Here is a 23,698-nt window from a genome sequence, read left to right as displayed (position 1 = left end):
GCCGGCCGTCGCCGCCTCTTAGGGGGTGACAGTCGTGGACCACGGCGGCCGGCACGCCGGGGCGAAAGGGGAAACCATGAGCACCATCAGGGAGTTGCTGGTCGAACTCACCGGCACCGTCGAGTACGCCGACCGGATCGGCGACGACGCCGACCTGGCCGCCAGCGGCATCGACTCCGGGGACCTGGTGCGTCTCGTCCTGCTGGTCGAGCAGCGGCTCGGCGTCGAGATCACCGCCGAGGACATGGAGGAGCTGCGCACGATCGGCGACTACGAGCGTTTCGTGGCCGAGCGCACGGTCGCCGGCGCGAGCGGCGGTGTGTGATGTGGCTGACGCAGCTGCTGGAACGCAACCGCCAGTGCCGGCCCGGCCGGACCGCGCTGGTGGACGAGGAACGCAGCGTCACCTGGGCCGAACTGCATGACCGTACGTTGCGACTCGCGCGCGGACTGGCCGACTTGGGGATCCGGCGGGGCGACCGGGTGGCCGTGCTGTCCAAGGACCGGATCGAGGTCCTGGAGAGCTACTTCGCGCTGGCCCGGCTCGGCGCGCTGTTCGTGCCGCTGAACCACAGTCTGGCCGAGCCCGAGGTCGCCGGGATCGTCGAGCGCGTCGGCGCGGTGGCCGTCCTCGGTGAGTCCGAGCTGCTGGACCGGCACACCGGACTGCCGTCCTCGGTGCGGATCCGGGTGGCCTTCGACAAGCCCGCCTTCGCGGCGCTGGGCACCCTGGCCGCCGAGCGGGAGCTGCCGGACGTCGCCGACACGGACCCGATCGCCGTGCTGCACACCTCGGCGACCACCGGGCAGGCCAAGGGGGTGACGGTCGACAGCGCGTCGTTCCGCGCCATCGCGCTGGGCTGGCTGGTGATGGCCCGCCCCACGGACGACATCGTCATGGTCAACTGCTGCCCGCTGTACCACGGCAGCATGGTCGTCTCCCTGACCTACCTGGCGGCCGGCGCGACGGTCGTGCTGATGCCCGGGTTCACCCCGCAGCGGGCGCTGTCCGCGGTGGAGGCGCACCGCGCCACCCACATGTGGCTGGTGCCGCAGATGCTGCGCTTCATGCTCCAGGCGAAGGCGTCCCTGCGCACCGACCTGTCCTCCCTGCGGGAGGTGCTGTACGGGGCTGCCCCGATGCCGCTCGACGTCTACGCCGACGCGGTGGAACGGCTCGGGTGCGGCTTCCGGCAGGTGTACGGCATGACCGAGGTGGGCGGCCCGTTCGTCACGCTCGGTCCCGACGAGCACCCCGCGCCCGGGGACGTCACCGCCCGCATCCCGTGCGGGCGGGTCGTGCCGGGCATGTCCGCCCGCGCCGTGGACGAGACCGGGCGGGAGCTGCCGCCCGGCGAGATCGGCGAGATCGTGGTGCGCGGGCCGGGCGTCATGCAGGGCTACTGGAACGACCCGGAGGCCACGCGGGAGATCACCCGGGACGGCTGGATCAGGACGGGCGACCTCGGCTTCATGGACGAGGAGGGCCGCATCAGTGTGGTGGACCGCACCAAGGACGTGATCATCCGGGCGGGCCAGAACGTCTACCCCTCGGAGATCGAGCGCGCCCTGATGACACACCCGGCGGTCCGGGACGCGGCGGTCGTCGGCATGCCCGACGAGGACTACGGCGAGGTGCCGCTGGCGTACGTCGCCCTGGAGGCGGGCGCGGAGCCGGGCACGGCGGAGCTGCTCGCGCATGTCGCGGGGCTGCTGGCGCCGTACAAGCGGCCGCGGCGGGTCGAGTTCATCGAGCAGGTGCCGCGCAATCCCGCCGGGAAGATCGTCAAGAAGCTGCTGCGGGCATGATGAGCGCGTGCGGCGGCGAACGGCGATGACCGGGAGCCCGATGCGACCCGGGTCGGCCACGGCGTCTCCGTCGTGGCCGACCCGGGTCGCTGCCGTACGCGAATCCGCGCGGCCGGCCCGGACCGGTGCAGAACCCACGTGGACGGCCCCGGCCGATCCGGGATCCGAGCCGACAGCCTCGGCCGCTGCAGAGCCCACGTGGGCGAGCCAGGCCGATGTGAAGCCCTCGAGGGCGGCCCGGGCAGGTGCGGAAGCCGTGCGGCCGGCGCAGGCCGATGAGGAAGTCGTGTGGACGGCCGCTTCGTGGGTCCGGGTCGGTGCGGAGTCCGTGGGGACAGCACCGGGTGGTGGGGAGGCGCTGTCTGCGGTCGGTGGGGGCCTGATGGCGCTCGGGCCGCTCTTGGCTGCTGCGGGGCTCGGGCTGGGTGTGGCTGCCGTGTCGGAGCCGGGTGCGGAACCGGCCGGGCCCGCCGAGGCGGCCGCGGCTGCGGCGATGCCGCAGCGGCGCCGTCTGGAGTTCCTGGCCGGCCGGCGGGCCGCCCGGCGGGCCCTGCGTGCGGTGGGGCTGGACTGCGGGGAGATTCCCCGGTCGGGGCGCCTGCCGGTGTTCCCGCCGGGCCGCACCGCGTCCATCTCGCACAGTACGGGCATAGCCGTCGCCGTGGCCGGTGCCCCCGGCCGGGACCTGCCGGTCGGCTGCGACCTGGAGCTGCGGTCCCTCCCCCGCGCAGCGGCCCGCCTGGTGCTGCGCGAGGACGAGGAGTCCCTGCTCGCCGACGCGGGGCTGCCGCTCGGTGCGAACGCGGCCTGGTCGGTGACGGAGGTGTTCTCCGCCAAGGAGGCGGCGTGGAAGGCCCTCACCGTGATGACGGGTGAGGGCCGGGAGGGTCCGGAGGGGAGTCTGCGGAAGTTGCGGGTCTCGCCCTGCGGGGACGGTCTGCGTGTGTGCCTGCGCGCCGATCCCGCCCACGCCGTGCGGGTGGGGGTCGTGCGCGTCGGCGCGGGAGCGTTCAGCTACGTCACCGGCCGGGCCGGCACTCGCGGCTGAACGGACGCCGCCCGTCCCCGGCGCATGGGGGACGGACGGCGGGTCGGTTCAGCGCTCGGGCGTGCCGCCGTCCCGGTAGGAACGTCGTGCCGCGTCGGCCGCCTTGTCGGTCTTGGCGTCGTACTTGTCGCCGGTCCGCTCGTCGACCATGCGCTCGGCGCCCGAGACGCCCTTGTCGGCCTGGTCGGGGTGACCCTTGGCCATCTGCTTGGCCTTGTTCATCATGTCGCCCAGCTTGCCCACGGGGGTACCTCCGGGAACGTGCGTGTGCGTCGTACCCCGCCGCAGGTACCCCCGTGGCCGGGGGTGAATCACCCGCGGTCGCCGACCCTGGCGGCCATGTTGCCCGCCGGGTGACGGTTGTCGTGGATCAGCTGGTGCGCGAGGCCGATCTCGTCGAAATCGAAGGTCCGGGACAGGCAGGGGTCGATGATTCCCTGGTCGATCAGCCGCGTCACCTCACGCGCCTCGCGGGCCGTGGCGACGTGCGAGCCCTGCAGGCGCTTCTGCCGCATCCACAGGAACCGCAGGTCGACGTCGCCGTTGTAGCCGGTGGTGCCGCCGCACAGGACGACCATGCCGCCGTTGTCGCACAGGTACAGGGACGTGGGGATGGTGTCGGCACCGGAGTGCTCCAGCACGATGCGCGGGCTGCGGCGCTCTCCCAGCACCTCCCAGAAGGCCCGCCCGAAGGCCCGGGCCCCGGACAGCCAGCGGCCCATGGCCTCGTCGTCGGAGGTGTCCGGCAGCCGTCCCCAGTGGTCGAACTTCCGCCGGTCGACATAGCCCTCGGCGCCCAGCTTGAGGCAGAACTCGCCGCGTTCCTCGCTGGAGACGACCGCGACGGGGATGCCGCCGACGTGCCGGACCAGCTGGATGGCGATGCAGCCGAGCCCGCCGGCGCCGCCCCAGATCAGCACCGGGTCCCCCGGGCGCACCGTGTGCGGCGGCCAGCCGAACAACTGGCGGTAGGCGGTGGCGGCGGTCGCCATGTAGCAGGCGGCCTCCGCCCACGACAGCCGGGCGGGCTTGGGGTGGCACATGTAGTCGTCGACCACCGCGAACTGGGCGAAGGAGCCGTAGTTCTCCTCGTAGCCCCACACCCGCTGGCTGGTGGACCAGGTGGGGTCGCCGCCGAGGCGGATGTCCTCGGCCTTCTCGTCCCAGCGGTTGGCGAGGACGACCACCTCGTCCCCGAGCTTCACCCCGCGCACGTCCTCGCCGACCGCCCACACGATCCCGGACAGGTCGGAGCCGCCGATGTGGAAGTCCTCGGTCGCGCCCGCCTTCTGCCGCGCGGCGATCACGTCGAGCGGCGAACCCAGCGCCGCCCAGACGTTGTTGTAGTTGATGCCGGCCGCCATCACCTTCACCAGGACCTGGCCGCGCCCCACGGGCGGGACGTCGACCACCTCGGTGCGGAAGGCGTCGACGGGCTGTCCGTAGCGCTCACGGCGGATGAGCGAGGCGTACATCTTCTTCGGGGCGGTGCCGATCTCGGGTGCGTCACCGAGTTCGTAGAGGTCCTGGGTCGCGTGCACGCTGGTTCTCCTCAACGCGGGTTCAGGGGGAAGGGGAGGTGGAGGCCCGGTCGCCGAGGCCGCGCAGGGCCTTGGCGACCGCTTCGCCGATACGGGCGATCGGTTCGGGTTCGGTCATCTCGTAGTGGCCGCAGGGCACGTGGTGGTCGTGGAGGGTTCCGTCGACGTAGGGCCGCCAGCTGTCGGCCTTGCCGGGCAGCACCGCCAGGTCCGCCGGGAAGGCGGTGGGCTGCTCCTCGGCTGCGCTGAAGAACAGCACGTCGCCGCGGTAGACGCCCGGGGCGAACTGCGGCGCGATGCGCAGGTTGTTGCGCATGACGGCGGCGATGGCGGCGGCCTCGGCGCGGGTGACGGGGACGCTGGACGGGTCTGCCGTGACCCGGGCGTCGATCCGGTCCAGGACGGTGTCCACGGGCGCCCCGTCGACCGCGAGCCCGGCCACCCTGGACAGCAGGGCAGCGACCTGGCGTTCGGCCGCCTCGGGGTCGTGGGCGGTGCCGTGCGGCTGGGGGGCGTCGAGCATGGCGAGGAGTTCGACCTGCTCCCCGTCGCGCTGGAGGGCGCAGGCCATGGCGTGGGCGACGAATCCGCCGTAGGACCAGCCCAGCAGCCGGTAGGGGCCGTGGGGTTGCACCTGGCGTACCAGGTCGAGGTAGTGGGCGACCATGGCGGCGGCGTCCGGGGCGGGCGGCCGGGTGCCGTCGAGGCCGGCCGCCTGGATGCCGTGGACGGGCTGGTCGCCGCCGAGGTGGGGCAGCAGGCCCGTGTAGCGCCAGGCGATGCCCGCGCCGGGGTGGACGCAGAACAGGGGCGCGGCGGTGCCCTCGGTGCGCAGCGGCAGCAGCGGGCCGAGCGCGGTGGTGGTGCTGTCCGGCGCCTCCTCGGTCTGCTGGTCGGCCGTGGCGAGGACCCCGGCCACGGTGGGTGCGGCCAGCAGGGTCGCCGCGGGGACGTCGAGGACACCGGCCTGGCGCAGCCGGCCCGCCAGCAGCACGGCGCGCATCGAGTCGCCGCCGAGGTCGAAGAAGTTGTCGTGCAGGCCGATGCCGCCGATGCCGAGGGTCTCCTCCCAGAGCCGGGTGACCTCGCGTTCGCGGTCGGTGCGCGGCGGTACGTGCTCGGTCGTCAGCCGGGGCCGTGGGGCGAGGCCGGAGTCCGCGGCGGCCGGGGCGTCGTCGGACGTGGCGGGGTCCGTCCGGGCGCCCGGTGCGTCGATCCAGTGGCGCCGGCGTTCGAAGGCGTACGGGGGCAGCGGCACCCGCCGGGGCGCGCCCGGCACGTGGGGCAGCGCGCTGTCCACGCCCGCGCTCCACAGCCGTCCCAGTGCCTCGGCGAGGACGAACTCGTCGGACGCCTCGGCCTTGGCGTGCCGCATGGTGGTCACCGTGACCGGTGCCTCGCCGGTGAGCCGGCCGGTGGCGAGCTTGGTCAGGGTGTCGCCGGGCCCGATCTCCACGAGGACGGGGCGCAGCCGGTCCCACAGGGCGGTGATGCCGTCGGCGAACCGGACGGTGTCGCGGGTGTGGTCGATCCAGTGCCGCACGGAGGTGGCCTGGGCGTCGGTGATCCAGGTGCCGGTGACGTTGGTGACGTACGGGATGCGCGGCGGGCGCAGGGTGACCTGGCGCAGGTGGGTCTCGTAGGCCGGCAGGACGGGGTCCAGGACGTGGGAGTGGGCCGCGACGGGGATGCGCAGGCGGCGGAACGGGACGCCGTGGCGGGTGAGTTCGGCCTCGAAGCGGGTGACGGCGTCGAGGTGCCCGGCGACGGTGCAGGCGCTGGGGCCGTTGACGGCGGCCAGGGACAGGTCGGCGTCGAGCAGGGGCCGGATCTCCTCGGCCGGGGCGGCGACGCCGACCGTGGCTCCGCCGGCGGAGCTGATGAGCCGGATGCGTTCGGTGACCAGGGGCAGCATGTCCGCCAGGTCGATGACGCCGGCCAGGCAGGCTGCCGTGTATTCGCCGAGCGAGTGGCCGATCAGCGCGTCGGGACGCACGCCCGACTCCATGAGGGTGCGGGCCAGGGCGTACTCGGTGACGACGAGTCCGAGGAACGCGGAGAGGTCGTCGGGCCGTTGATCCTCGAAGAGGGCGGTGCGCAGGTCGGTGCCGAGGACCGGCCGCAGGATGCGGGCGCACTCGTCGACGGTGTCGCGGTAGACGGCGTGGTCGCGGTACAGGTCCTTGCCCATGCCGGGGTACTGGGTGCCGCCGCCGGGCAGCAGGAACGCCACCCGGACCGGGTCGCCGGACAGCGGCGGGGTGGCCGGGGCGGCGGAGCGCAGCGCGTCGAGGGCCTCGGCGCGGGCGGCGGCCGAGACGGTGAGCCGGTGGCGCAGCGCGGGCCGGTCGGTGCGCAGGGAGTGGGCCACGTCGTCCAGGCGCAGCTCCGGCCGGCGCTCCAGGTGCCGGGCGAGTGCCTCGGTCTGGCCGCGCAGGGCTCCGGCGGTGCGCGCCGACAGCGGCAGCACCACGCGGCGCTCCTGCTCGGGCGGGCGCGGCGCGGCGGGTGCGACGGGGGGTGCCTCCTCCAGGACGACGTGGGCGTTGGTGCCGCCGATGCCGAAGGCGCTGACGGCGGCCCGGCGGGGGTGCTCCCCCTCGGGCCAGTCCTCCAGGGCGGTGGGCACGCGGAAGGGGCTCGCGTCGAAGTCGATGAGCGGGTTGGGCCGGTCGAAGTGCAGGCTCGGCGGGATCTGCCGGTGTTCCAGGGCCAGGACGGCCTTGATGAGTCCGGCGATGCCGGCGGCGGCTCCGAGGTGGCCGATGTTGGTCTTGACCGAGCCGAGCGCGCAGAATCCGGTCCGGTCCGTGCTGTGCCGGAAGGCCTCCGTCAGGGCGGACACCTCGATCGGATCGCCGAGTCTGGTGGCGGTGCCGTGCGCCTCGATCAGGCCGATGGTGCCGGCGTCGACCTCCGCCTGGGCCTGCGCGGCGAGGATGACCTCGGTCTGTCCGGCGGCGCTGGGGGCGCTGAAGCCGACCTTGCGGCGGCCGTCGTTGTTGACGGCGCTGCCGCGGATGACGGCGCGGATGCGGTCGCCGTCGGCGAGGGCGTCCTCCAGCCGCTTGAGGACGACGGCTCCCACACCGTCGCCGGAGGAGGTGCCGGCGGCGTCCGCGGCGAAGGCCCGGCAGTGCCCGTCGGGTGAGAAGGGTCCGTCGGGCACGTGGCGGTAGCCCAGGGCGGCGGAGGGGTTGAGGGAGACGGCGGCGGCGAGCGCGGTGTCGCAGCGGTGGTCGAGCAGGTCCTGGCAGGCGGTGTGCACGGCGACCAGCGCGGTGGAGCAGGCCGTCTGCAGGGACACGCTGGGCCCGGTGAGGCCGAGTTCGTAGGAGATGCGGGTGGCGAGGGTGCCGAGGGAGTTGGCCGTGGCCGCGTGGACGAGGGCCACCGAGCCGGGCTGCCCGGCGAAGCGGGGGTGGACGTGGGCCGGGTAGTAGCGGCTGTCGCCCGCTCCCGCGTACACGCCGAACGCCTCTCCGGTCCGGTCGGCGCCGAGGCAGCCGGCGTCCTCCAGGGCGTGGTAGGCCGTCTCCAGCAGCAGTCGCTGCTGCGGGTCGACGACGGCGGCTTCGGCGGGGCTGTAGCCGAAGAAGCCGGAGTCGAAGCGGTCGATGCCCTCGACGACGGACGCCTTGCGGATCAGTGACGGGTCGTCGAGGTCGCGCGGGTCGCCGCCCGCGGCGAGGAACTCCTCGTCGGTGACGGGCCGTACGGACTCCCGGCCGGCCGCGAGGTTGTCCCAGAAGGCGTCGAGGTCGTCGGCGCCGGGGAAGCGGCCCGCCATGCCGATGACGGCTACGGCGGGGGCGTCCTCGTCGTGGGGTGCGGTGGTGTCGTGCACGGCCTGTGCCTCGTCCTCTCCCGGTTCGTTCGTGTGCGGTGTGCCGTCGGCCCGGTCACGCATGGCCGCGGTCCTTGCCCTGGCGGGCGGTGCGGCGGGCGCGGGCGGCGCGTTGCCGGCGGGCTTGTTCCCGGGCGCGGTCCAGGCCGTCGCCGGTCTCCGGCCGGGAGGGCGCCTCGGCGTCCGGCACCGGGCCCGCGCCGGTGGCCGACAGGTGGCGGGCCAGGTCCCGGACGGTGGGGTGCGCGAACAGGTCGACCACCGACAGTTCGCTGTCGAAGGCGCGATTGACGGCGGTCTGGGCGGTGACCAGGAGCAGGGAGTTGCCGCCCAGGTCGAAAAAGTTGTCGTCCAGGCCCACCCGGTCGCGACTCAGGACGTCGCACCACACCTCGGCGAGCCGGCTCTCCAGTCGCCGCAGGCCGTCTTCCGTCCCCGTCTCGTCCGGGCGAGCGCTCGTGCCCGCCGAGCGCAGCGTCCACTCGTCGTCGGACAGGCCGGCCGCGCGGGCGCTGCCGGTGACGGCGCGGTACAGGGCGCCGAGGTCAGTGCCGTCCTGCAGGCCGACCCGCGCGGCCAGGCGGCGGGTCTGGCGCACCGGGGCCACGACGTGGCTGCGCACCCAGGGGGCGGTGCGGTCGGCGCCGACCAGCAGGTGCGGTTCGTCGAGGGTGCGGGCGAGGTCGAAGGAGCGCAGCGCGGCGGGAACGTCGAGCAGCCGGTAGCCCCGGGCCTCGGTGAGCGCGGTGAGACCGTAGCCGCGGCTCATGCCGCGTTCGCGCCACATGCTCCAGGCGAGCGACTGCGCGGGCAGGCCGAGGCCGCGGCGATACCCGGCGAGGGCGTCCAGGTAGGCGTTGGCGGCGGCGTAGGCGGCGTTCATGGCGCCGCCGAAGAAGCCGTTGACCGAGGAGAAGGTGACGAAGGAGTGGACCGGGTGGTCGGCGGTGAGCCGGTGCAGGATCCACGCGCCGCGCACCTTCGCCTCCAGCGCCCGGCGCCAGGTGGGGGCGTCCAGTTCGCGGACGGGGCGCTCCACGAGCGTCCCGGCCAGGTGCAGCACCGACGTCAGGGGCACGCCCCACGCCTCGGTGGCGGCCTCGACCGCGGCGCGGACCCGGGCTTCGTCGGTGACGTCGGCGCGGGCGTAGCGGACCTCCCCGCGTTCGCGCAGCCGCGGCAGGGCGTGGGCCTCGTCCTCCGGGGTGCGCCCGAGGACGAGCAGCCGGGCGCCCGGGGTGCGCAGCAGGTGGGCGGCGATCTCGGCGCCGACGCCGCCGAGGCCTCCGGTGAGCAGGGTGAAGCCGTCGTGCGCGGGCGGCTCGGTGCGGGGCGGGCTGTCGGGCAGGGGGGCGAGGCGGCGTTCGTAGCGCAGTCCGTCGCGGTACGCCACGTCCGTGCCGTCCGCGGTGGCGGCCGTCTCGGCCGTCAGGAGGGCCAGCGGGTCGGTGCCGTCGTCCGGTGGCAGGTCGAGGTGCCGGGTCCGCAGCCAGCCGCACTCCTCGGCCAGCGACTTGAGCAGTGCTCCGGCCAGGGCGTGGGGCGGGGAGGGGCGGTCGCCGGCGCGGACGGCCTGGGCGCCCGCGGACACGTGCACCAGGTCCACGGGGCGCTGCCGGCCGGGCCGGGCGGTGAGGGCCCGGGCGAAGGCGAGCAGCCGCTCCGCACCCGTCGTGTCGTCCGGCGCCGCCGGGGGGCCTGCCCGGAGTCCGTCGAGGTGGAGGACGGCGTCGACGGGCCGGTGGTCGTGCTCCAGCCGGTCCAGCAGCGCGGCGTAGTCGGACTCCTCGGCGGGCCGGACGCGGTAGTGCGCGGCGTCGATCCGGGTGTACGACGGTCCTTCGCCGACCACCGTGCACAGGCCCCCGGCGGAGCGCAGCGCGTCGGCGAGCCGTTGCGCGAGTGCGCCGGCCCGCGGGTCGCCGCCCGCGAGGACGAGGGTGTGCCGGCCGGACGCCGTGGGGCGGGCAGCGGGGCGTTCCGCGCGCTGCCACACCGGGCGCAGGAACCAGTCGGGGACGGTGGCCGCGGTGCCCAGCAGCAGCTGGGTCCGGCGCACCTCGTCGTCGAAGTCGCCCGCCTCGAAGCTCTTGCGGAGCCTGGTGCGCTGGATCTTGCCGATCTCCGTCTTGGGGACGGCGTCCCGCGCCACGGGGATGAGGAAGGACGGGCTCACGCCGATCTCCCGGGTGACCTTGCCGGCGATCTCGCGCAGGGCGCGGGCCGGGTCGGCGGTGGCCTCCGGGGTGAGGTGCAGGAACAGGGCGAGTTCGTCGGTGGGTGACGAGGGGTCGGTGCGCACCGCGACCGCGGCGGTGAAACTCCGCTCCGCGTGGGGCAGTTCCTCGACGCACGCCTCGATCTCGTGACTGTAGTGGTTCACCCCGTTGACGATGATGACGTCCTTGGCCCGGCCGGTGATGTAGAGCTCGCCGTCGCGCAGGAACGCCAGGTCGCCGGTGTCGAACCAGCCGTCGTCGGTGAACGCCTCGGCGTTGGCGGCCGGGTTGTCGTGGTAGCCGCCGGTCACCGAGGTGCCGCGGACCTGGAAGCGGCCCGCCTCGCCCTCGGTGAGGACCGTGCCCTGTTCGTCGACGATCCGCATGGCGAACCCCGGGTAGGGCCGGCCGCAGCTGACGAACGTCCCTTCGCCCGGCACGGGTTCGGCGGGCAGGACGGCGTCGGTGACCACGGAGCAGGTCTCGGACATGCCCCAGCCGGGGTGCATCACGTCCTGCGGCAGGCCGAAGGGTTCGAGCGTGTGCAGGAACGCGCGGGCGGCGGAGGCGACGACCACCTCACCGGCGTTCATGACCAGCCGCATCGGCGACAGGTCCCAGGCACGGCCGGTGAAGCGGTGGGCCTGTTCGGCGAGGAGCCCGAAGGCGAAGTTGGGCGCCCAGGTGACGGTGACCCGGTGCCGGTCGGCGAGGTCCATCCAGCGCAGCGGGTCCTGCAGGATCCAGGAGGTGGGGGCGTGGACCTGGCGGCAGCCGAGGTACACGTCGCGCAGGTGGAACATCACCACGCCGGTGACGTGGTCGAGCGGGATCCAGTTGAGGGAGACGTCGTCGGCGCCGAGGCCGTTCATCTGCTCGGTGGCGGCCGAGCGGGTCAGCACGTTGCGGTGGGTGAGGCGCACCGCCTTGGGCAGGCCGGTGCTGCCGGACGTCATGAGCATCAGCAGGAGGTCGTCCGGCTCGGCGGAGTGCCAGTCGTGGTCCTCGGGCGCCTCGCGCAGGGCGTCGGCGGTGGTGATGCGCGGCCCGGGCCAGTCCTGCCGGGCGGCGACCGCGCGCAGACCGGCCTCGCGGCCGGCGGAGCACACGATCCAGGGCCGGCCGAGCATCCGCCAGATGCCCTCCAGCTTGGTCAGCGCCGCGGAGGGGGTGTCGTAGGAGGCGGGGACGGTCAGCGGGACGGCGACGAAACCGCCGAGGACGCAGCCCCACAGCGCGGCGAGGAAGTCCTCGGTGACGTCGCACTGGAGAATGACCTGGTCACCCGGACGCAGTCCGGCCCGGCGCAGTCCGGCCAGGACGCGGGAGGCCTCGGGGATGAGGGACGCGTAGGTGCGCCGGTGCTCGCGGCCGTCCGCGTGCACGTGGACGATGTCGCCCCGGTCCCGCGCGGCGGCGCGGCGCAGGGCCTCGGCCCAGCTCGGCACGGACGGCTCGGCGAGGGCGGGGCCTTCGCTGACGGCCGCAACGCCGGAGGCTTCCGCGGTGCGGGCGGCGGGGGCGGCTTCGGCGGAGCGGTCGGGCAGTCCGGTGTGGCGGCGGTCGAGTTCCTCCGGGGCGTTCTCGACCGACACGTCGACCGTGGTGACGCCGGGCAGCTGGGCGAGCCGCTCCCGCCAGGTCCGGGCCGCGGTCGCGTCGACGGCGGGCAGGGCGCGCAGTGCCGCGCCGTCCACGGTGCCGTCCTCGGCCCGGGGCAGGGCGTTGACCGCCGTGACGCGGACGGAGCCGTGGCCCGCGCGGTCCAGGAACTCCTCGACGCGTTCCGCGGCGTCGGACCGCCCGGGCACCACGTACAGGCGCGACGGGGCGTCGCCACCACCGGGCAGGGCGTGGGCGTCGCGGATGCCGGGCACGGACAGGGCCGCGTCCTCCAGGACGGCGGGGTCGGCCTCGGCCGGGGCGGGGGTGCGCTCGGGGAGGGCGGGCAGGTCCCCGAGGCGGGTGCCGGGGTCGGCGCTCACCGTGCTCAGGACGTCGTGCAGCGCGCGGGCGAACGCCTCGGCGGTGACGGCGTCGTAGAGGTCGGTGGCGTACTCGACGTGCAGCGTCAGGCCGTCGGGGGTGCCCTCGGGGCCGTGGCGTTCCAGGACGTCCACGAAGAGGTCGAACTTGGCGGTGCCGGTGGCGGTGGGCCGCAACTCGGTGCGGGCGCCGTCGAGTTCGAGGACGGCCGGCCTGTTGTTCTGCAGGGCGAGCATCACCTGGAACAGGGGGTGACGGCCGGGCGTGCGGGGCGGGTTGAGGTCCTCCACCAGCCGGTCGAAGGGCAGGTCCTGGTGGTCCAGGGCGGCCAGGTCGGCGGTGCGCAGCCGGGCGAGGAGGTCCCGGAAGGCAGGGTCGCCGGAGGTGTCGGCGCGCAGCACCAGGGTGTTGGTGATCAGGCCGATCAGGGGGTCGAGGCCGGGTTCGGTGCGGCCCGCCACGGGGGTGCCGAGGGCGATGTCCTCGCCGGCGCCGCAGCGGGTGAGCAGGGCGCTGACGGCGGCGTGCAGCACCATGAACAGGCTGGCGCCCTCACGGTCGGCGAGGCGCAGCAGTTCACGGTGCAGGGCGGGGTCGACGGCGAGTTCGACGTGCGCGCCGCCGCCGCGCGGCGCGGTGGGCCGCGGCCGGTCGCCGGGCAGGGTGCACTCCTCGGGCAGGCCGTCCAGCACGGTGCGCCAGTGGGCGGTGAGCCGTTCCAGCCGGCCGGGGCCGTCCGGTCCGGGGGCCAGCAGGGCGCGCTGCCACAGTGCGTAGTCGGCGTACTGCACCGTCGGCGGGGTCCAGTCGGGTGCCCGCCCCTGGCGGCGGGACGCGTAGGCGGCGGACAGGTCGGCGGCGAAGGGGCCGAGCGACCAGCCGTCGGCGGTGGCGTGGTGCAGCACGAACAGCAGGACCCGTTCGGTGCCGGTGCCCAGCAGCCAGGCCGCGAGGGGGCTTTCGGCGGTCAGGTCGAAGCGGCGCCGCAGCGCGGCGGTCACGTGGGCGGCGGTCTCCGCGGCGGGGCAGTCGATCCGCCGCAGCACCGGGCGCAGCTCTCCCGGCGCCAGGATGCGCTGGTAGGGCACTCCGTCGTGCTCGGCGATCACCGTGCGCAGGCTCTCGTGCCGGTCGGCCAGGTCGCCGAGGGCCGCGTCGAGGGCCTCGGCGTCCAGCTCCGGCCCGACGGGGACGAGGAGCGGGATGTGGTAGGTCGCCGCGCCCTCGTCGAGCCGGTTGAGGAACCACATGCGTTCCTGCGCGAAGGACAGCGGCACCCGCTGGGGGCGCGCGATGTCGCCGAGGACCGGCCGGGGCAGGGCATCGTGCGCCCGTACGGCGACCCGACGTGCGAGCGCCGCCGGGGTCGGCGTCTCGAACAGGGCGGTGATGGGGATCTCCGCGCCGGTCCCGTGCCGCAGACGGGCCAGCAGTCTGGTGGCGAGCAGGGAGTCGCCGCCCAGGTCGAAGAAGCCGGCGTCCACCCCCACGGAGTCCCGCGGCAGCTGCAGCACGTCCTCGAACAGGGCGCACACCAGGGTCTGTTCGGGTGTGGCGGGGCGGGTGCCGGACGCGGCGGCGGTGAAGTCGGGGTCGGGCAGGGCCTGGACGTCGAGCTTGCCGTTCGCGGTCAGCGGCAGGGTCTCCACCGGGACGCAGGCGGCGGGGACCATGTGCTCGGGCAGGTGGGCGGCGGCGTGGGCGCGCAGGTCGGCGGGGCTCACGGGCGCGTCGTCGCCGGAGGGGACGGTGTAGGCGACGAGGTGCAGGGCGCCGTTGCCGGCGTGGCGGGGCACGACGGCGGCGCGGGTGACACCCGGGTGGGCGGCGAGGACGGCCTCGATCTCGCCGGGTTCGACGCGGAAGCCGCGCAGCTGAATCTGGGCGTCGGCGCGGCCGAGGTAGTCGAGGGTGCCGTCGGGGCGGCGCCGGGCCAGATCGCCCGAGCGGTACATGCGGGTGCCGGGCGGGCCGTAGGGGTCGTCGAGGAAGCGTTCGGCGGTCAGCTCGGGGCGGTGCAGGTAGCCGGTGGCGACACCGGCGCCGGAGACGTACATCTCGCCGGTCGCGCCGGGCGGCACCGGGCGTCCCGCGGCGTCCAGCAGGTGGACCCGGAGGTCGGCGAGCGGAGTGCCGATGACGCCGGCGCGACGCGGGTCGTCCAGGTCGGCCGCGGTGAGCCGGTGGTGGGTGACGTGCACGGTGGTCTCGGTGATGCCGTACATGTTCACCAGCGCCGGGCGGTCCAGGCCGTGCCGTTCGGTCCAGGGGCGCAGCCGCGCCGGGCGCAGGGCCTCCCCGCCGAAGACGACGTAGCGCAACGCCCCGGCGTCGCCCCCGTGTTCCGCGTCGGCGTCGACGAGCTGCTCGAACGCGGACGGCGTCTGGTTGAGGACGGTGACGCCCTCCCGGTGCAGCAGGTCCAGGAACTCGCGCGGCGAACGGCTGACGGCGTGGGGCACGACGACGAGTCGGCCGCCGTGCAGCAGGGCGCCCCAGATCTCCCACACGGAGAAGTCGAAGGCGTAGGAGTGGAACAGCGTCCACACGTCGTCGGCACGGAAGTCGAAGTGCTCGGCCGCGGCGGCGAAGAGCCGTACGACGTTGGCGTGCGGCACGGGTACGCCCTTGGGGCGGCCGGTGGAGCCGGAGGTGTGGATGATGTAGGCGGTGTCGGACGGGCCGGCCGGGCCGTGCCGTTCGGCGTCGGTCAGGTCGGCGCCGGAGCGGCGGGCGAGGTCCGCGGTCACCTGCGGGTCGTCCAGCAGCACGACGGGGACGGCGTCGTGGGCGAGGTGGGCGTGGGCCTGCTCGGTGACCAGCACCACGGGGGCCGCGTCCTCGACGACGAGCCGCAGCCGCTCGGCCGGCTGGCCGGGGTCCAGGGGCAGGTAGGCGGCGCCGGTCTTGAGGACGGCCAGCAGGGCGGGCAGCAGCCGCAGGCCGCGTTCCAGGGTGAGCGCCACGACCCGGCCAGGCCCCGCGCCGTGCGCGGTCAGCAGCCGGGCGAGCCGGTTTGCCTCGGTGTTGAGCGCGGCGTACGTGAGCCGTTCGTGCCCGTGGCTGACGGCCGTGCGCCCGGGCCCGGCCGCCACCTGTGCTTCGAACAGTTCCGTGAGGGTCCGCTCGGCCGGGAAGGTGCGGACGGGTGTGTCGCGGGGGTGTTCACCCGGCAGCAGGACGTCCAGGTCGCCCAGCGGCGTCACCGGTTCGGCCGCGGCCAGCCGGTGCAGCACCGCGAGGAACCTCTCGCGGTGCAGGGCGAGTTCGTCCTCCTCGTACAGGGCGGGATTGGCGTCGAAGGCCAGCCACAGGCCGCCGCCGCGGGGTCCGGGACGCACCGAGATCTGGAAGTCGTCGACGGCTCCGCCGGACAGGTGGTGCCAGGTGGTGGGGTGTCCGCCGAAGACCGGGGACTCGTCGAACGGGACGATGTTGAGCACCGGTCCGTACAGCCGGCGCCCGGTGCCCAGCAGGCCCAGGTCGCGGCGGAGGAACTCGCCCCGGTAGCGCTGGTGGCGGCGCAGGGCCTTCAGTTCACCGGCGACGGCTCGGACCAGCTCCGCGACGGGCGTGCCGGGGGTGGCTGCCACGCGCAGCGGGAGGACGTCGGAGGCGGTGCCCGGGGTGCGCAGGGCGGCGCTGCCGAGGCGGCTCATCGTGGCCAGACCCAGCACCAGGTCTTCGGCGCCGGTCATCCGGTGCAGGTAGGCGGCGGTCGCGGCGGTGAGCAGGTCGGTGCGCCGGACCCCGAGGCGGGCCGCCGCGGCGTCGAGCGCTTCGGTCTCGGCGGGCGTCAGTTCGGCGGTGCGGCGCAGGAAGGGCGCCGTGGGGGCCGCCGTGCGGGAGGTGAGCCGGGCGGGCTCGGGCAGGTCGGCCAGGCGCCGCGCCCAGTGGTCACGGTCCTGGGCGTGCCGTTCGGAGGCGAGGTAGGCCGCCTCCTCCTCCTGGAGCCGGCTCACCGGTGCGAAGGCGCTGGGCTCCGGTTCGCGCCCCTCGGCCAGGGCGTTGTAGGCGTCGGCCAGGCGGCGCCCGAGGAGCTTGTAGCTGTAGCCGTCCAGGAGCAGGTGATGTGCCCTCAGCAGCCAGAGGTGGCGGTCGGGCGCCAGGGTCAGCAGGGTGTGCGCGAAGAGGGGGCCCTTCTCCAGGTCGACGGGGGTCGCGAGGTCGGTGCGGACGTGCTCCCACGCGGCGGCCTCGGGGTCCCCGGCGCCGCTGACGTCGACCCGGTGGAGGGGCCAGTCGTCCGCGTCCGGTGCGGGGTGGCAGCGGGGGCCGTCGTCGGTGTCGGCGAAACGCAGGGCGAAGGTGTCGGCCTCGGCGACGACGCGCCGCAGCGCGGTCTCGAACAGGGCGGTGTCGAGGGGTCCGTGGATCTCCACGGCCTCCGCGGTGTTGTACGCGGCACTGTCCGGTGCGAGCCGTCCGGCGTACCAGAGGCCCTCCTGGGCTCCGGACAGCGGTCGACGTGCGTCCTCCTGGAGTGACATAGCGCAACCCTCACGTGGCAAGCCGTAGATGTCCCGGACGGCGAAGGCCCGGCCGGATCGGACGGGTGCGGCCACCCCCGTGCCGCCCGCGCGGGTGGGTACGCGCCGGGCCGCCGGCCCACGGGGCGGGGAAGGGACCGCACGCCGAGGTCAGGGGGATCACGTCACCTGACCCGGTTTCACGGCACAGCACGGTGCTGCACCGGCACCGGCGGGGTCAAGGTGAACCGGCTCCCGGGGCGCCGGTTCAGGGGTTTCCCTGAAGTTCGGGGTGCCGGGGAGTGCGCGCCGGGACGCAACTTCTAGGGAAATCACGCGACTTCACCGCGCGCCGGGCCCTCGGCTGGATTCGGCCGCGGTCGGCCGTGCACTCTCGAAAGGCCCCCGACCTCCCCGCGGACCGCCGCGGTGGCAGCTGCGTCCCGGGGCCGTGGGTTTCCGGAACGAACGACGGAAAGAAGGCTGACGGCATGCACCGTGCGCTGTGTCCGGTCGAGACGCTCTACGTGGGCCAGAGAAGCAGGGCCGTGCTGTCCTGCACCCTGCGTGGACCGGTGGACCTCGCGGCGCTGTCCGCCGCGTTCGACGCCCTGACGGAGGCGAACCCGCCACTGCGGTCCCGCATCGAACAGGACGGCGGCGGGCACGTGTTGCGCCTTCTCGGCGCGGACGAGCGGCCCCGGCTGATCACCCGGACCGGCGACGAGGAGGAGGCCTACGCGGCGGAGCTGAACAGGCCGCTGCCGGTCGGCGGCCCGCTGAGCCGTGCCGTGCTGGTCAGCGCGCCGGACGGCCGGAGCCACCTGTTCATGCTGGTGATCGACCACACCATCACCGACGGCCACAGCAGCATCGCGGCGCACAACGCGCTGTGGGACCGCTACCGGGCGCTGGCCGAAGGCACCACCGACGGCACTGCCGCTCCGGGACTCCCGCGCTGGCCCGAGCCCGTGAGCCGACTGCTGCCTCCGGCCGACGAGGCCGACACGGCGAAGTACCTCGACGGCCGGCTGGAGGAGATACGGCGCCACCCGGTCGAGCTGGTCCCGTACGATGCCGCGGGCGATGAGGGTGACGACCCGGACGGGCACATCGAGGTCCGCCGGCTGACCCTGGACGCGGACCTCACCTCCCGGCTGCGCGGTACGGCGCGCGCCTCGGGTGTCTCCGTGCACGCCCTGATCGCCGCGACGCTGCTGGCGGCGGCCCGGCGGCGCCTGGCCGGGGACGACGGGGCACGCACGCTCGGCTGCCTCTCCCCCGTCGACCTGCGTGCGCGGCTCACCCCGCCGGTGCCCGCCTCCGACCTGGTCCCCGCGGTCACCACCCATCTGCAGACCCTGGACGTGGACGCGCGTTCCGAGCCGCTGGAGCTGGCCCGTGCCGTGCACACCCGGCTGGGCGACTTCCTGGCCCGCGGCGACCACTTCCACGAGATGCGCATCACGCCGGAGATCCCCCGGAATCCCGCGCTGCAACTGGCCACGGTGATCGCCACGAACATGGGCGTGGTCCCCGGTCCGCGGCTGCCGGACGGGCTGCGGGCGGCCGACGTACGCCTCGTTCCGGCCCGCGAGCACTACTTCCCGCAGGCGGGACGCAGCCCCGTCATGGCGTGCGTGGTCTCCTTCGAGGGCCGGCTCTCCATCGAGTTCCCGCACTCCACCGCCTGTTACAGCCCGTCCTTCATGCGGGCGTTCCGCGACGACGTGCGCGCCGGGCTGCTGCGTTTCACGGACGCGGTGGAGCCGGGGCTCGCCCGCGCCACCGGCTGAGCACCGCCCGTTCGCCCTCCCGACCCCCGCCCGCCCGGCTGTGTAAGGAACTTCTGTCCGCCATGACGACCGTCAGCGAACTGCCCTCCCCCCTGACGCTGCTCCCCCGGGCCCAGGCCGGCGACGAGCACGCGATGAACCACCTGCTGACCGCCATCACGCCCTACGTCACCCGCATCTGCAGGTCCATCACCCACGACGACGGTGCCGACGCCACGCAGGAGGCACTGCTCGCCGTCTACCGCGGCCTGGGTTCCCTGCGCGAACCGGCGGCGTTCTACGGCTGGGTGCGCTCGGTGACGGTCCGCGAGGCCATCCGCACCGCCAGGCGCTACGGCGCGGAGAGCTGCTGCTCCGAGGTGGACTCGCAGGAGGAGGCCAATCCCCTGGACGCGGTGTACATCAGTGACGTGCTGGAGCGGCTGTCCCAGGCGCACCGGCAGGTCCTCACCCTGCGCGCCTACGGGCTGAACGAGGAGGAGATGGCCGAGGTGCTCGCGCTGCCCGTGGGCACCGTCCGCTCGCGTCTGTTCCGGGCCCGCCGCCGGTTCCAGGAGGCGTGGCAGCCCTCGGCGGCGTGACGCCGGCGCCCCACCCCCGGGGCGGGCCGGTACTCCGGCGGCCGTGGCGGTGTGTCTCCGCCACGGCCGCCGGCGCGGGGCTCGGCGGGCCCGGACTCCGCGCTACCGCACACGCTCCGGGAGGACCCGCGGGGGCCACTGTCCGGTGGCGAACATCCCGAGCGCGTGCGCCCGCGCCACCAGGGCGGGCCGGTTGGGGGCGTCGAAACGCCGCAGCATCTGGCCGACGCGGTATTCGATCCCCTGACGGCTCAGATAGAGACGGGAGGCCAACTGCACCGTGGATTCACCACTCGCGACACCTTCCAGCACCTGCGCGTCGAGGGCGCTGAGTACGGGTCCGCCGTCGGCCGCTTCTTCGGCCCGGCGCAGAAACACGACCAGACCAACGATCTCACCCGTGGGCTGTCCGACGGCGATCGCGGTGACTTCGGCCGGGAAATTCCGGCCCTCTCCGTCGCGACCCGTCACCCTTTCCCTGAATCTGCGGCAACGTCCCGAGGAAAGCGCGGTGAACTTTTCCCGCAATTGTCCGGGAACCGGGGAACGGAGCAGTTCGAGCAGGCCGCGTCCGCATATCTCGTCGGCGCTCAGGCCGAATTGCCGGGCGAATTCCGGTTCCGCTGCCGTGACGGCCAGCGTCCGGGGGGACACGTGGGCCGTGCAGCCGGCTTCCGGGGTGGCACCGTCCGGCGTGCCGATCGGGTCACGGCGGACCGGAACAGCCGCAGCGGCGGTCTTCTTACGGGGCGAGGCGTCGGGGAAACTCGTGGTCGCCACGGACGTACCGTCCTTCTTCCTGCGCGTGGGGGCTGGGAAGGGTGTGCCGACGCGGAGCGGGCCGTGCGCTGTGCCTGGGTGTCGGCGAGCGCCCGGTGACGGCGCGCCACCTCGTCGGTGGCCCGGGCCGGGTGTCCGCGTCGTTCCGGGGAACGGCGGGCGCCGGGCCCCCGGGGCGGGTCGGGGTGAGCGGAGGAAGCGGCGCCAGAGCGACCGTCGTCCGGGTCACCTGGATAACGTTGTCATGATCATTCGACCCTGCGGCGCGGTCCCGTCGGCGGACGACGGGGCGGCCGGGCGGGCCAACCGTACGTCCTGCCGTGAACAGAAGCCCGTTCGGGCAGTGCGCGGCACTGGAACCTCCACAGTTACGGAGAGGGGGTTCGTTGGAGGGGGTCGCCTTCGAGACTAAGGGGAGGCAACCCCTGAGACAAGAGTTTGTCAGGTGAACTCGTCAAATGTTCCACACCCGGGCCTGTTTCGGGCACGGAGAACCCTCGATGCAAACAATCCCGGCGGAGTGGCGACACCGCCTCCGGAATGCGCCGACGGCCACGCACAACGGCTTGTCGCCCCTTGCCGCGCTTCCTAAAGTGTTGACAACTCACGCACCCGTTCGGGCAAACGGAACCGCGGGTACCGTGCCGATCGGGCCACCGAACCCGAGGAGGGAGATGCTGGACCAGCCGCAGTTCGGCCGCCGGCTGAAAAGGCTGCGTGCCGCGCGGGGCCTGAGCCAGGCCGATGTCGCCGGTGACGGGATGTCGACGGGGCATCTGTCGCGCCTGGAGTCCGGTGAACGGCGCCCCACGGAGCGGACCGTGGCCTATCTCGCCCGGCGGCTCGGCGTCGACGCCTCCGCCCTGACCGGACCCTCGGACGGCAGGTCCCTGACCGAGGTGCTGGCCTCCGTGGCCTCGGCGCCCGCGGGGACGGACGGCACGGAGGCGCTCGTCCGTGCGGTCGAGGAGGACCCGGGCGAGGATCCCGCCGCTCGCTGGCAGGCCCTGTGGCTGCTGAGCCGAGCCGCGGGCCGCGACGGCGACTACGAGCTCGAGCGCGCCCGGCTGCTGGAACTGCTGGAGCTGAGCCGCATGCTGGAGGCACCCGACCTGCGGGCCAGGTCGCTGGTGCGGTACGCCCGCTGCACCCGTGCCCTGGGCGATGCCGGCGGCGCGGAACCGGCGGCCGCCGAGGCGCTGTCCGTCGCCCGCGCCGCGGAGCTGGGCGTGTCCGACACCCTGGCCGCCCTGACGGTGCTGATCGGCATCGAGACGGAACTCGGCAGGTGGGAGGCGGCCTCCCGGCACATCGACGAGATGGAACGCGATCTGCTGCCCCGGGCCCCCTCCGCGCCGGCGGCCGAGGCGTTGTGGGCGGCCGCCGAGGTCAGCGACCGCCAGGGCGACGAAGCGACCGCCCTGGCCCGGCTGGACACCGCCCTGGGCCTCCTCAAGAGCGGGGACGACCTGGCCCTGTGGGCGCGGCTGCGGGCCGCCGCCACCGCGACAGTGCTGCACATGTCACCACCCCGGGTGGCAGCGGCCGAGCGCTGGCTGGCCGAGGCCGCCCCCGTCCTCGGCCTGACCGGCACGCCCGCGCAACTGCAGGAACTGCGCATGCTCCAGGCGCACCTCGCGTTCGCGCAGGGCCGGCTGGACGACGCCCGCGCGCTGAGCCGGGCCGTGCTGTCCGAGGAGAACCTGCGGCTGTCCTACCGCGACCGGGTGCGGCTGTCGGTCCTCGACGGCCGGCTCACGATCCTGGCGGGCCGTGTCGAGGAGGGCGTCACCGCCCTGGAACGGCTGGCGCGTCAGGCGAGCGAGTCCGGCAACCGTGACCTCGCGGCCCACGTCTGGCAGGCCCTGGCCACCACCTTGGCGGCCCACGTCCACTCCCCGCAGGACGGCCCGATGCCGGACGAGGCCCGGCCGGACGGGCCTCGTCCGGCATCGGGCCGCCGACCAGCTTGAAAGCCGCGCCGGTGGGGCAAGCGGAGCCGTCCGAGAGGGGGAGGCAGCCCGCCGGGCCGGAAGGCGAGGACCGTGTGGGCCGCGCAGCAGGACGGCCAGGCGAAGAGAACCGGCGCCGAGAAGGGCGAGCCTGAGCAGGAACGCGTCAACCGGCGCTGGAACGATGTACTCCAGGCGGAAGGGCGCGGTGGCGAACGCTGTCGCCGTCACGGGCCCGTGACGGCGACACCTCCCGTCGCAGCCCCCGCACGACGGCAGTCGGCTGCCCGCCGGGCAGCCGACTCAGGGAGTGAGTGGTCCGGCTAGCGAGCTGGTGCACGGTAGGCGGGGGAACGTCGAACTTCTGATCGTCGGTCATGGTCGTGTGGTGGGGAACGCGTCTCGTGCAGCGACCATCAGCGACCGGAGGATCACGAGCCTGTCGGCCGAGGTGATCGCTGAACCCGTGGCTGAGCTGGGCCCGTTGTGGCCGAGGATGTCGAGCTGGCCGACAGCGTCTCGATGGCGGTGCTGCTGGTGTCGGAGACGCTCGCCCCGACCGAGCGGGCGGTGTTCGTGCTGCGCGAAGTGTTCGATCTGGGATACGACGAGATCGCGGAGGCCGTTGACAAGAGTCCGGTCGCGGTTCGCCAGATCGCGCACCGGGCCTCATTCCGACCCGCACATACGTACTAAGGGTGAATTCATGAGATGTGCGGACCATACGGCGTCGAACGCTGTCAGCCTTCCGTTGATGACCGTAAGACGGTGGCGGTGCCGCTGGACGATGCCTCCTCCACTGCGGGGCGGCGTCCGTCCCGACCGCTGAGAGGGGCGGACGTGACAGTAAGGCAGTCCACAACTGAGCCCGCTGCCCGTACTGCCGCTGCCAAGGGCACGGCTCCGCCGAGGCCGCGTGAGGTGCCGCGTCACGTCGCGTGTGTGATGGACGGAAACGGCCGGTGGGCAGCGCAACGATCGCTTCCACGAACCTCCGGCCACCGCGCTGCAGAGACAACAGTGATCGACGTCATCGAGGCAGCGCGGGCGGCCGGAGTGGGCTGGCTGAGTCTGTTCGCGTTCTCCACCGAGAACTGGCGCCGCCCGGACACAGAGATCCAATTCCTCATGCACCTGGTGCGCCGAGTGGTACGCAAGCACGCCCCATTGCTGCACGCGCGGGGCATCCGCTGCCGTTTCCTCGGCATGACCGATCCCCGCATCCCTCCCGGGCTGGCCCGGGACATCGCCGACTTGATGACGCTGACCGACCAGAACCGGCAGATGACGCTGACCGTCGCCTTCGATCACGGTGGCCGCAGGGACATCGTGGAGGCCGCACGGTCGCTGATCCGCAGCGGCGTGCCGTCCGAGGCCGTGACCGAGGAGAGCTTCGCCGCTCATCTGCCCTTTCCCGACACCCCCGATGTCGACCTGGTCATCCGCACCTCCGGCGAACAGCGCATCTCCAACTTCATGCTCTGGCAGGTCGCCTACGCCGAATGGGTCTTCCCGCCGGCGCTGTGGCCCGACTTCCGCGCGTCCGACTTCCTCGAGTGCCTGCACGCCTACCGGCAGCGCGAGCGCCGCTTCGGCGGCGTACTGCCGAACCAGAACGGAGAAACCCGATCGTGACGACTGCAGACCGTTCTCAGTCCCCCACCGCTGGC

Annotated in this window: 12 protein-coding genes and 1 pseudogene; 8 read left to right on the top strand and 5 right to left on the bottom strand. The window is 74.1% G+C overall.

Annotated elements, in window-relative coordinates:
* Positions 1 to 76: 76 nt before the first annotated feature.
* The 3 genes from ACIQ8B_RS24930 to ACIQ8B_RS24920 all read left to right on the top strand — a co-directional run bounded on the left by ACIQ8B_RS24930 (position 77) and on the right by ACIQ8B_RS24920 (position 2,857).
* Positions 77 to 325 carry an acyl carrier protein gene (locus ACIQ8B_RS24930; protein ID WP_290003626.1) on the top strand — a complete coding sequence of 83 codons (249 nt, stop codon included), beginning with the start codon at positions 77 to 79 and terminating at the stop codon, positions 323 to 325.
* Positions 325 to 1,809: a class I adenylate-forming enzyme family protein gene (locus tag ACIQ8B_RS24925; protein WP_290003627.1), complete on the top strand. Its 1,485-nt coding sequence runs from the start codon at positions 325 to 327 to the stop codon at positions 1,807 to 1,809. The genes ACIQ8B_RS24930 and ACIQ8B_RS24925 overlap by 1 nt, the downstream gene beginning before the upstream one ends.
* A 436-nt stretch (positions 1,810 to 2,245) precedes the next feature.
* Entirely contained in the window at positions 2,246 to 2,857 is a 612-nt protein-coding gene (locus ACIQ8B_RS24920) for an enterobactin synthetase (RefSeq protein ID WP_403549749.1), read from the top strand.
* Between the two features lie 48 nt (positions 2,858 to 2,905).
* On the opposite strand, the gene ACIQ8B_RS24915 is transcribed toward ACIQ8B_RS24920, so the two are convergent.
* The 4 genes from ACIQ8B_RS24915 to ACIQ8B_RS24900 form a co-directional block, all read right to left on the bottom strand.
* Complete coding sequence (locus ACIQ8B_RS24915) at positions 2,906 to 3,100, bottom strand: antitoxin (RefSeq protein ID WP_106410836.1); 195 nt, start codon at positions 3,098 to 3,100, stop codon at positions 2,906 to 2,908.
* 68 nt (positions 3,101 to 3,168) lie between these two features.
* The gene (gene ccrA / locus ACIQ8B_RS24910; protein ID WP_403549747.1) at positions 3,169 to 4,398 is read right to left on the bottom strand and encodes a crotonyl-CoA carboxylase/reductase; all 1,230 of its coding nucleotides are present in this window, start codon (positions 4,396 to 4,398) and stop codon (positions 3,169 to 3,171) included.
* 22 nt (positions 4,399 to 4,420) lie between these two features.
* Positions 4,421 to 8,308 carry a type I polyketide synthase gene (locus ACIQ8B_RS24905; RefSeq protein WP_403549746.1) on the bottom strand — a complete coding sequence of 1,296 codons (3,888 nt, stop codon included), beginning with the start codon at positions 8,306 to 8,308 and terminating at the stop codon, positions 4,421 to 4,423.
* Positions 8,301 to 16,940, bottom strand: coding sequence for an amino acid adenylation domain-containing protein (locus ACIQ8B_RS24900; protein ID WP_403549744.1), 8,640 nt, complete (start codon positions 16,938 to 16,940; stop codon positions 8,301 to 8,303). Before ACIQ8B_RS24900 ends, ACIQ8B_RS24905 begins: the two co-directional genes overlap by 8 nt.
* Positions 16,941 to 17,410: 470 nt before the next feature.
* Here ACIQ8B_RS24900 and ACIQ8B_RS24895 point away from each other — a divergent pair, with 470 nt between their 5' ends.
* Complete coding sequence (locus tag ACIQ8B_RS24895; RefSeq protein WP_403549742.1) at positions 17,411 to 18,715, top strand: condensation domain-containing protein; 1,305 nt, start codon at positions 17,411 to 17,413, stop codon at positions 18,713 to 18,715.
* 62 nt (positions 18,716 to 18,777) lie between these two features.
* The gene (locus ACIQ8B_RS24890; RefSeq protein WP_403549740.1) at positions 18,778 to 19,296 is read left to right on the top strand and encodes an RNA polymerase sigma factor; all 519 of its coding nucleotides are present in this window, start codon (positions 18,778 to 18,780) and stop codon (positions 19,294 to 19,296) included.
* Positions 19,297 to 19,398: 102 nt separating this feature from the next.
* Here ACIQ8B_RS24890 and ACIQ8B_RS24885 read toward each other — a convergent pair whose 3' ends face one another.
* Positions 19,399 to 20,076 (bottom strand): PAS domain-containing protein, encoded by a 678-nt coding sequence (locus ACIQ8B_RS24885; RefSeq protein ID WP_403549738.1) that lies wholly within the window; start codon positions 20,074 to 20,076, stop codon positions 19,399 to 19,401.
* A 674-nt stretch (positions 20,077 to 20,750) separates the two neighbouring features.
* Between ACIQ8B_RS24885 and ACIQ8B_RS24880 the strand changes: the two genes are divergently transcribed.
* The 3 genes and pseudogenes from ACIQ8B_RS24880 (at position 20,751) to uppS (ending at position 23,663) form a co-directional block, all read left to right on the top strand.
* Positions 20,751 to 22,049, top strand: a complete 1,299-nt coding sequence (locus tag ACIQ8B_RS24880; protein WP_403549736.1) for a helix-turn-helix domain-containing protein — start codon at positions 20,751 to 20,753, stop codon at positions 22,047 to 22,049.
* Between the two features lie 459 nt (positions 22,050 to 22,508).
* Positions 22,509 to 22,697 (top strand): annotated as a pseudogene (locus ACIQ8B_RS24875) (sigma factor-like helix-turn-helix DNA-binding protein); the annotation flags it as partial.
* Positions 22,698 to 22,949: 252 nt separating this feature from the next.
* Positions 22,950 to 23,663 carry a polyprenyl diphosphate synthase gene (uppS, locus tag ACIQ8B_RS24870; RefSeq protein ID WP_403549734.1) on the top strand — a complete coding sequence of 238 codons (714 nt, stop codon included), beginning with the start codon at positions 22,950 to 22,952 and terminating at the stop codon, positions 23,661 to 23,663.
* Positions 23,664 to 23,698: the final 35 nt, after the last annotated feature.

This window comes from Streptomyces sp. NPDC096105 (genome assembly GCF_044763335.1).
Lineage (GTDB): Bacteria > Actinomycetota > Actinomycetes > Streptomycetales > Streptomycetaceae > Streptomyces.
The sequence above is the reverse complement of the archived record's forward strand: the minus strand, read 5'-3'. Positions and strand labels throughout refer to the sequence as shown.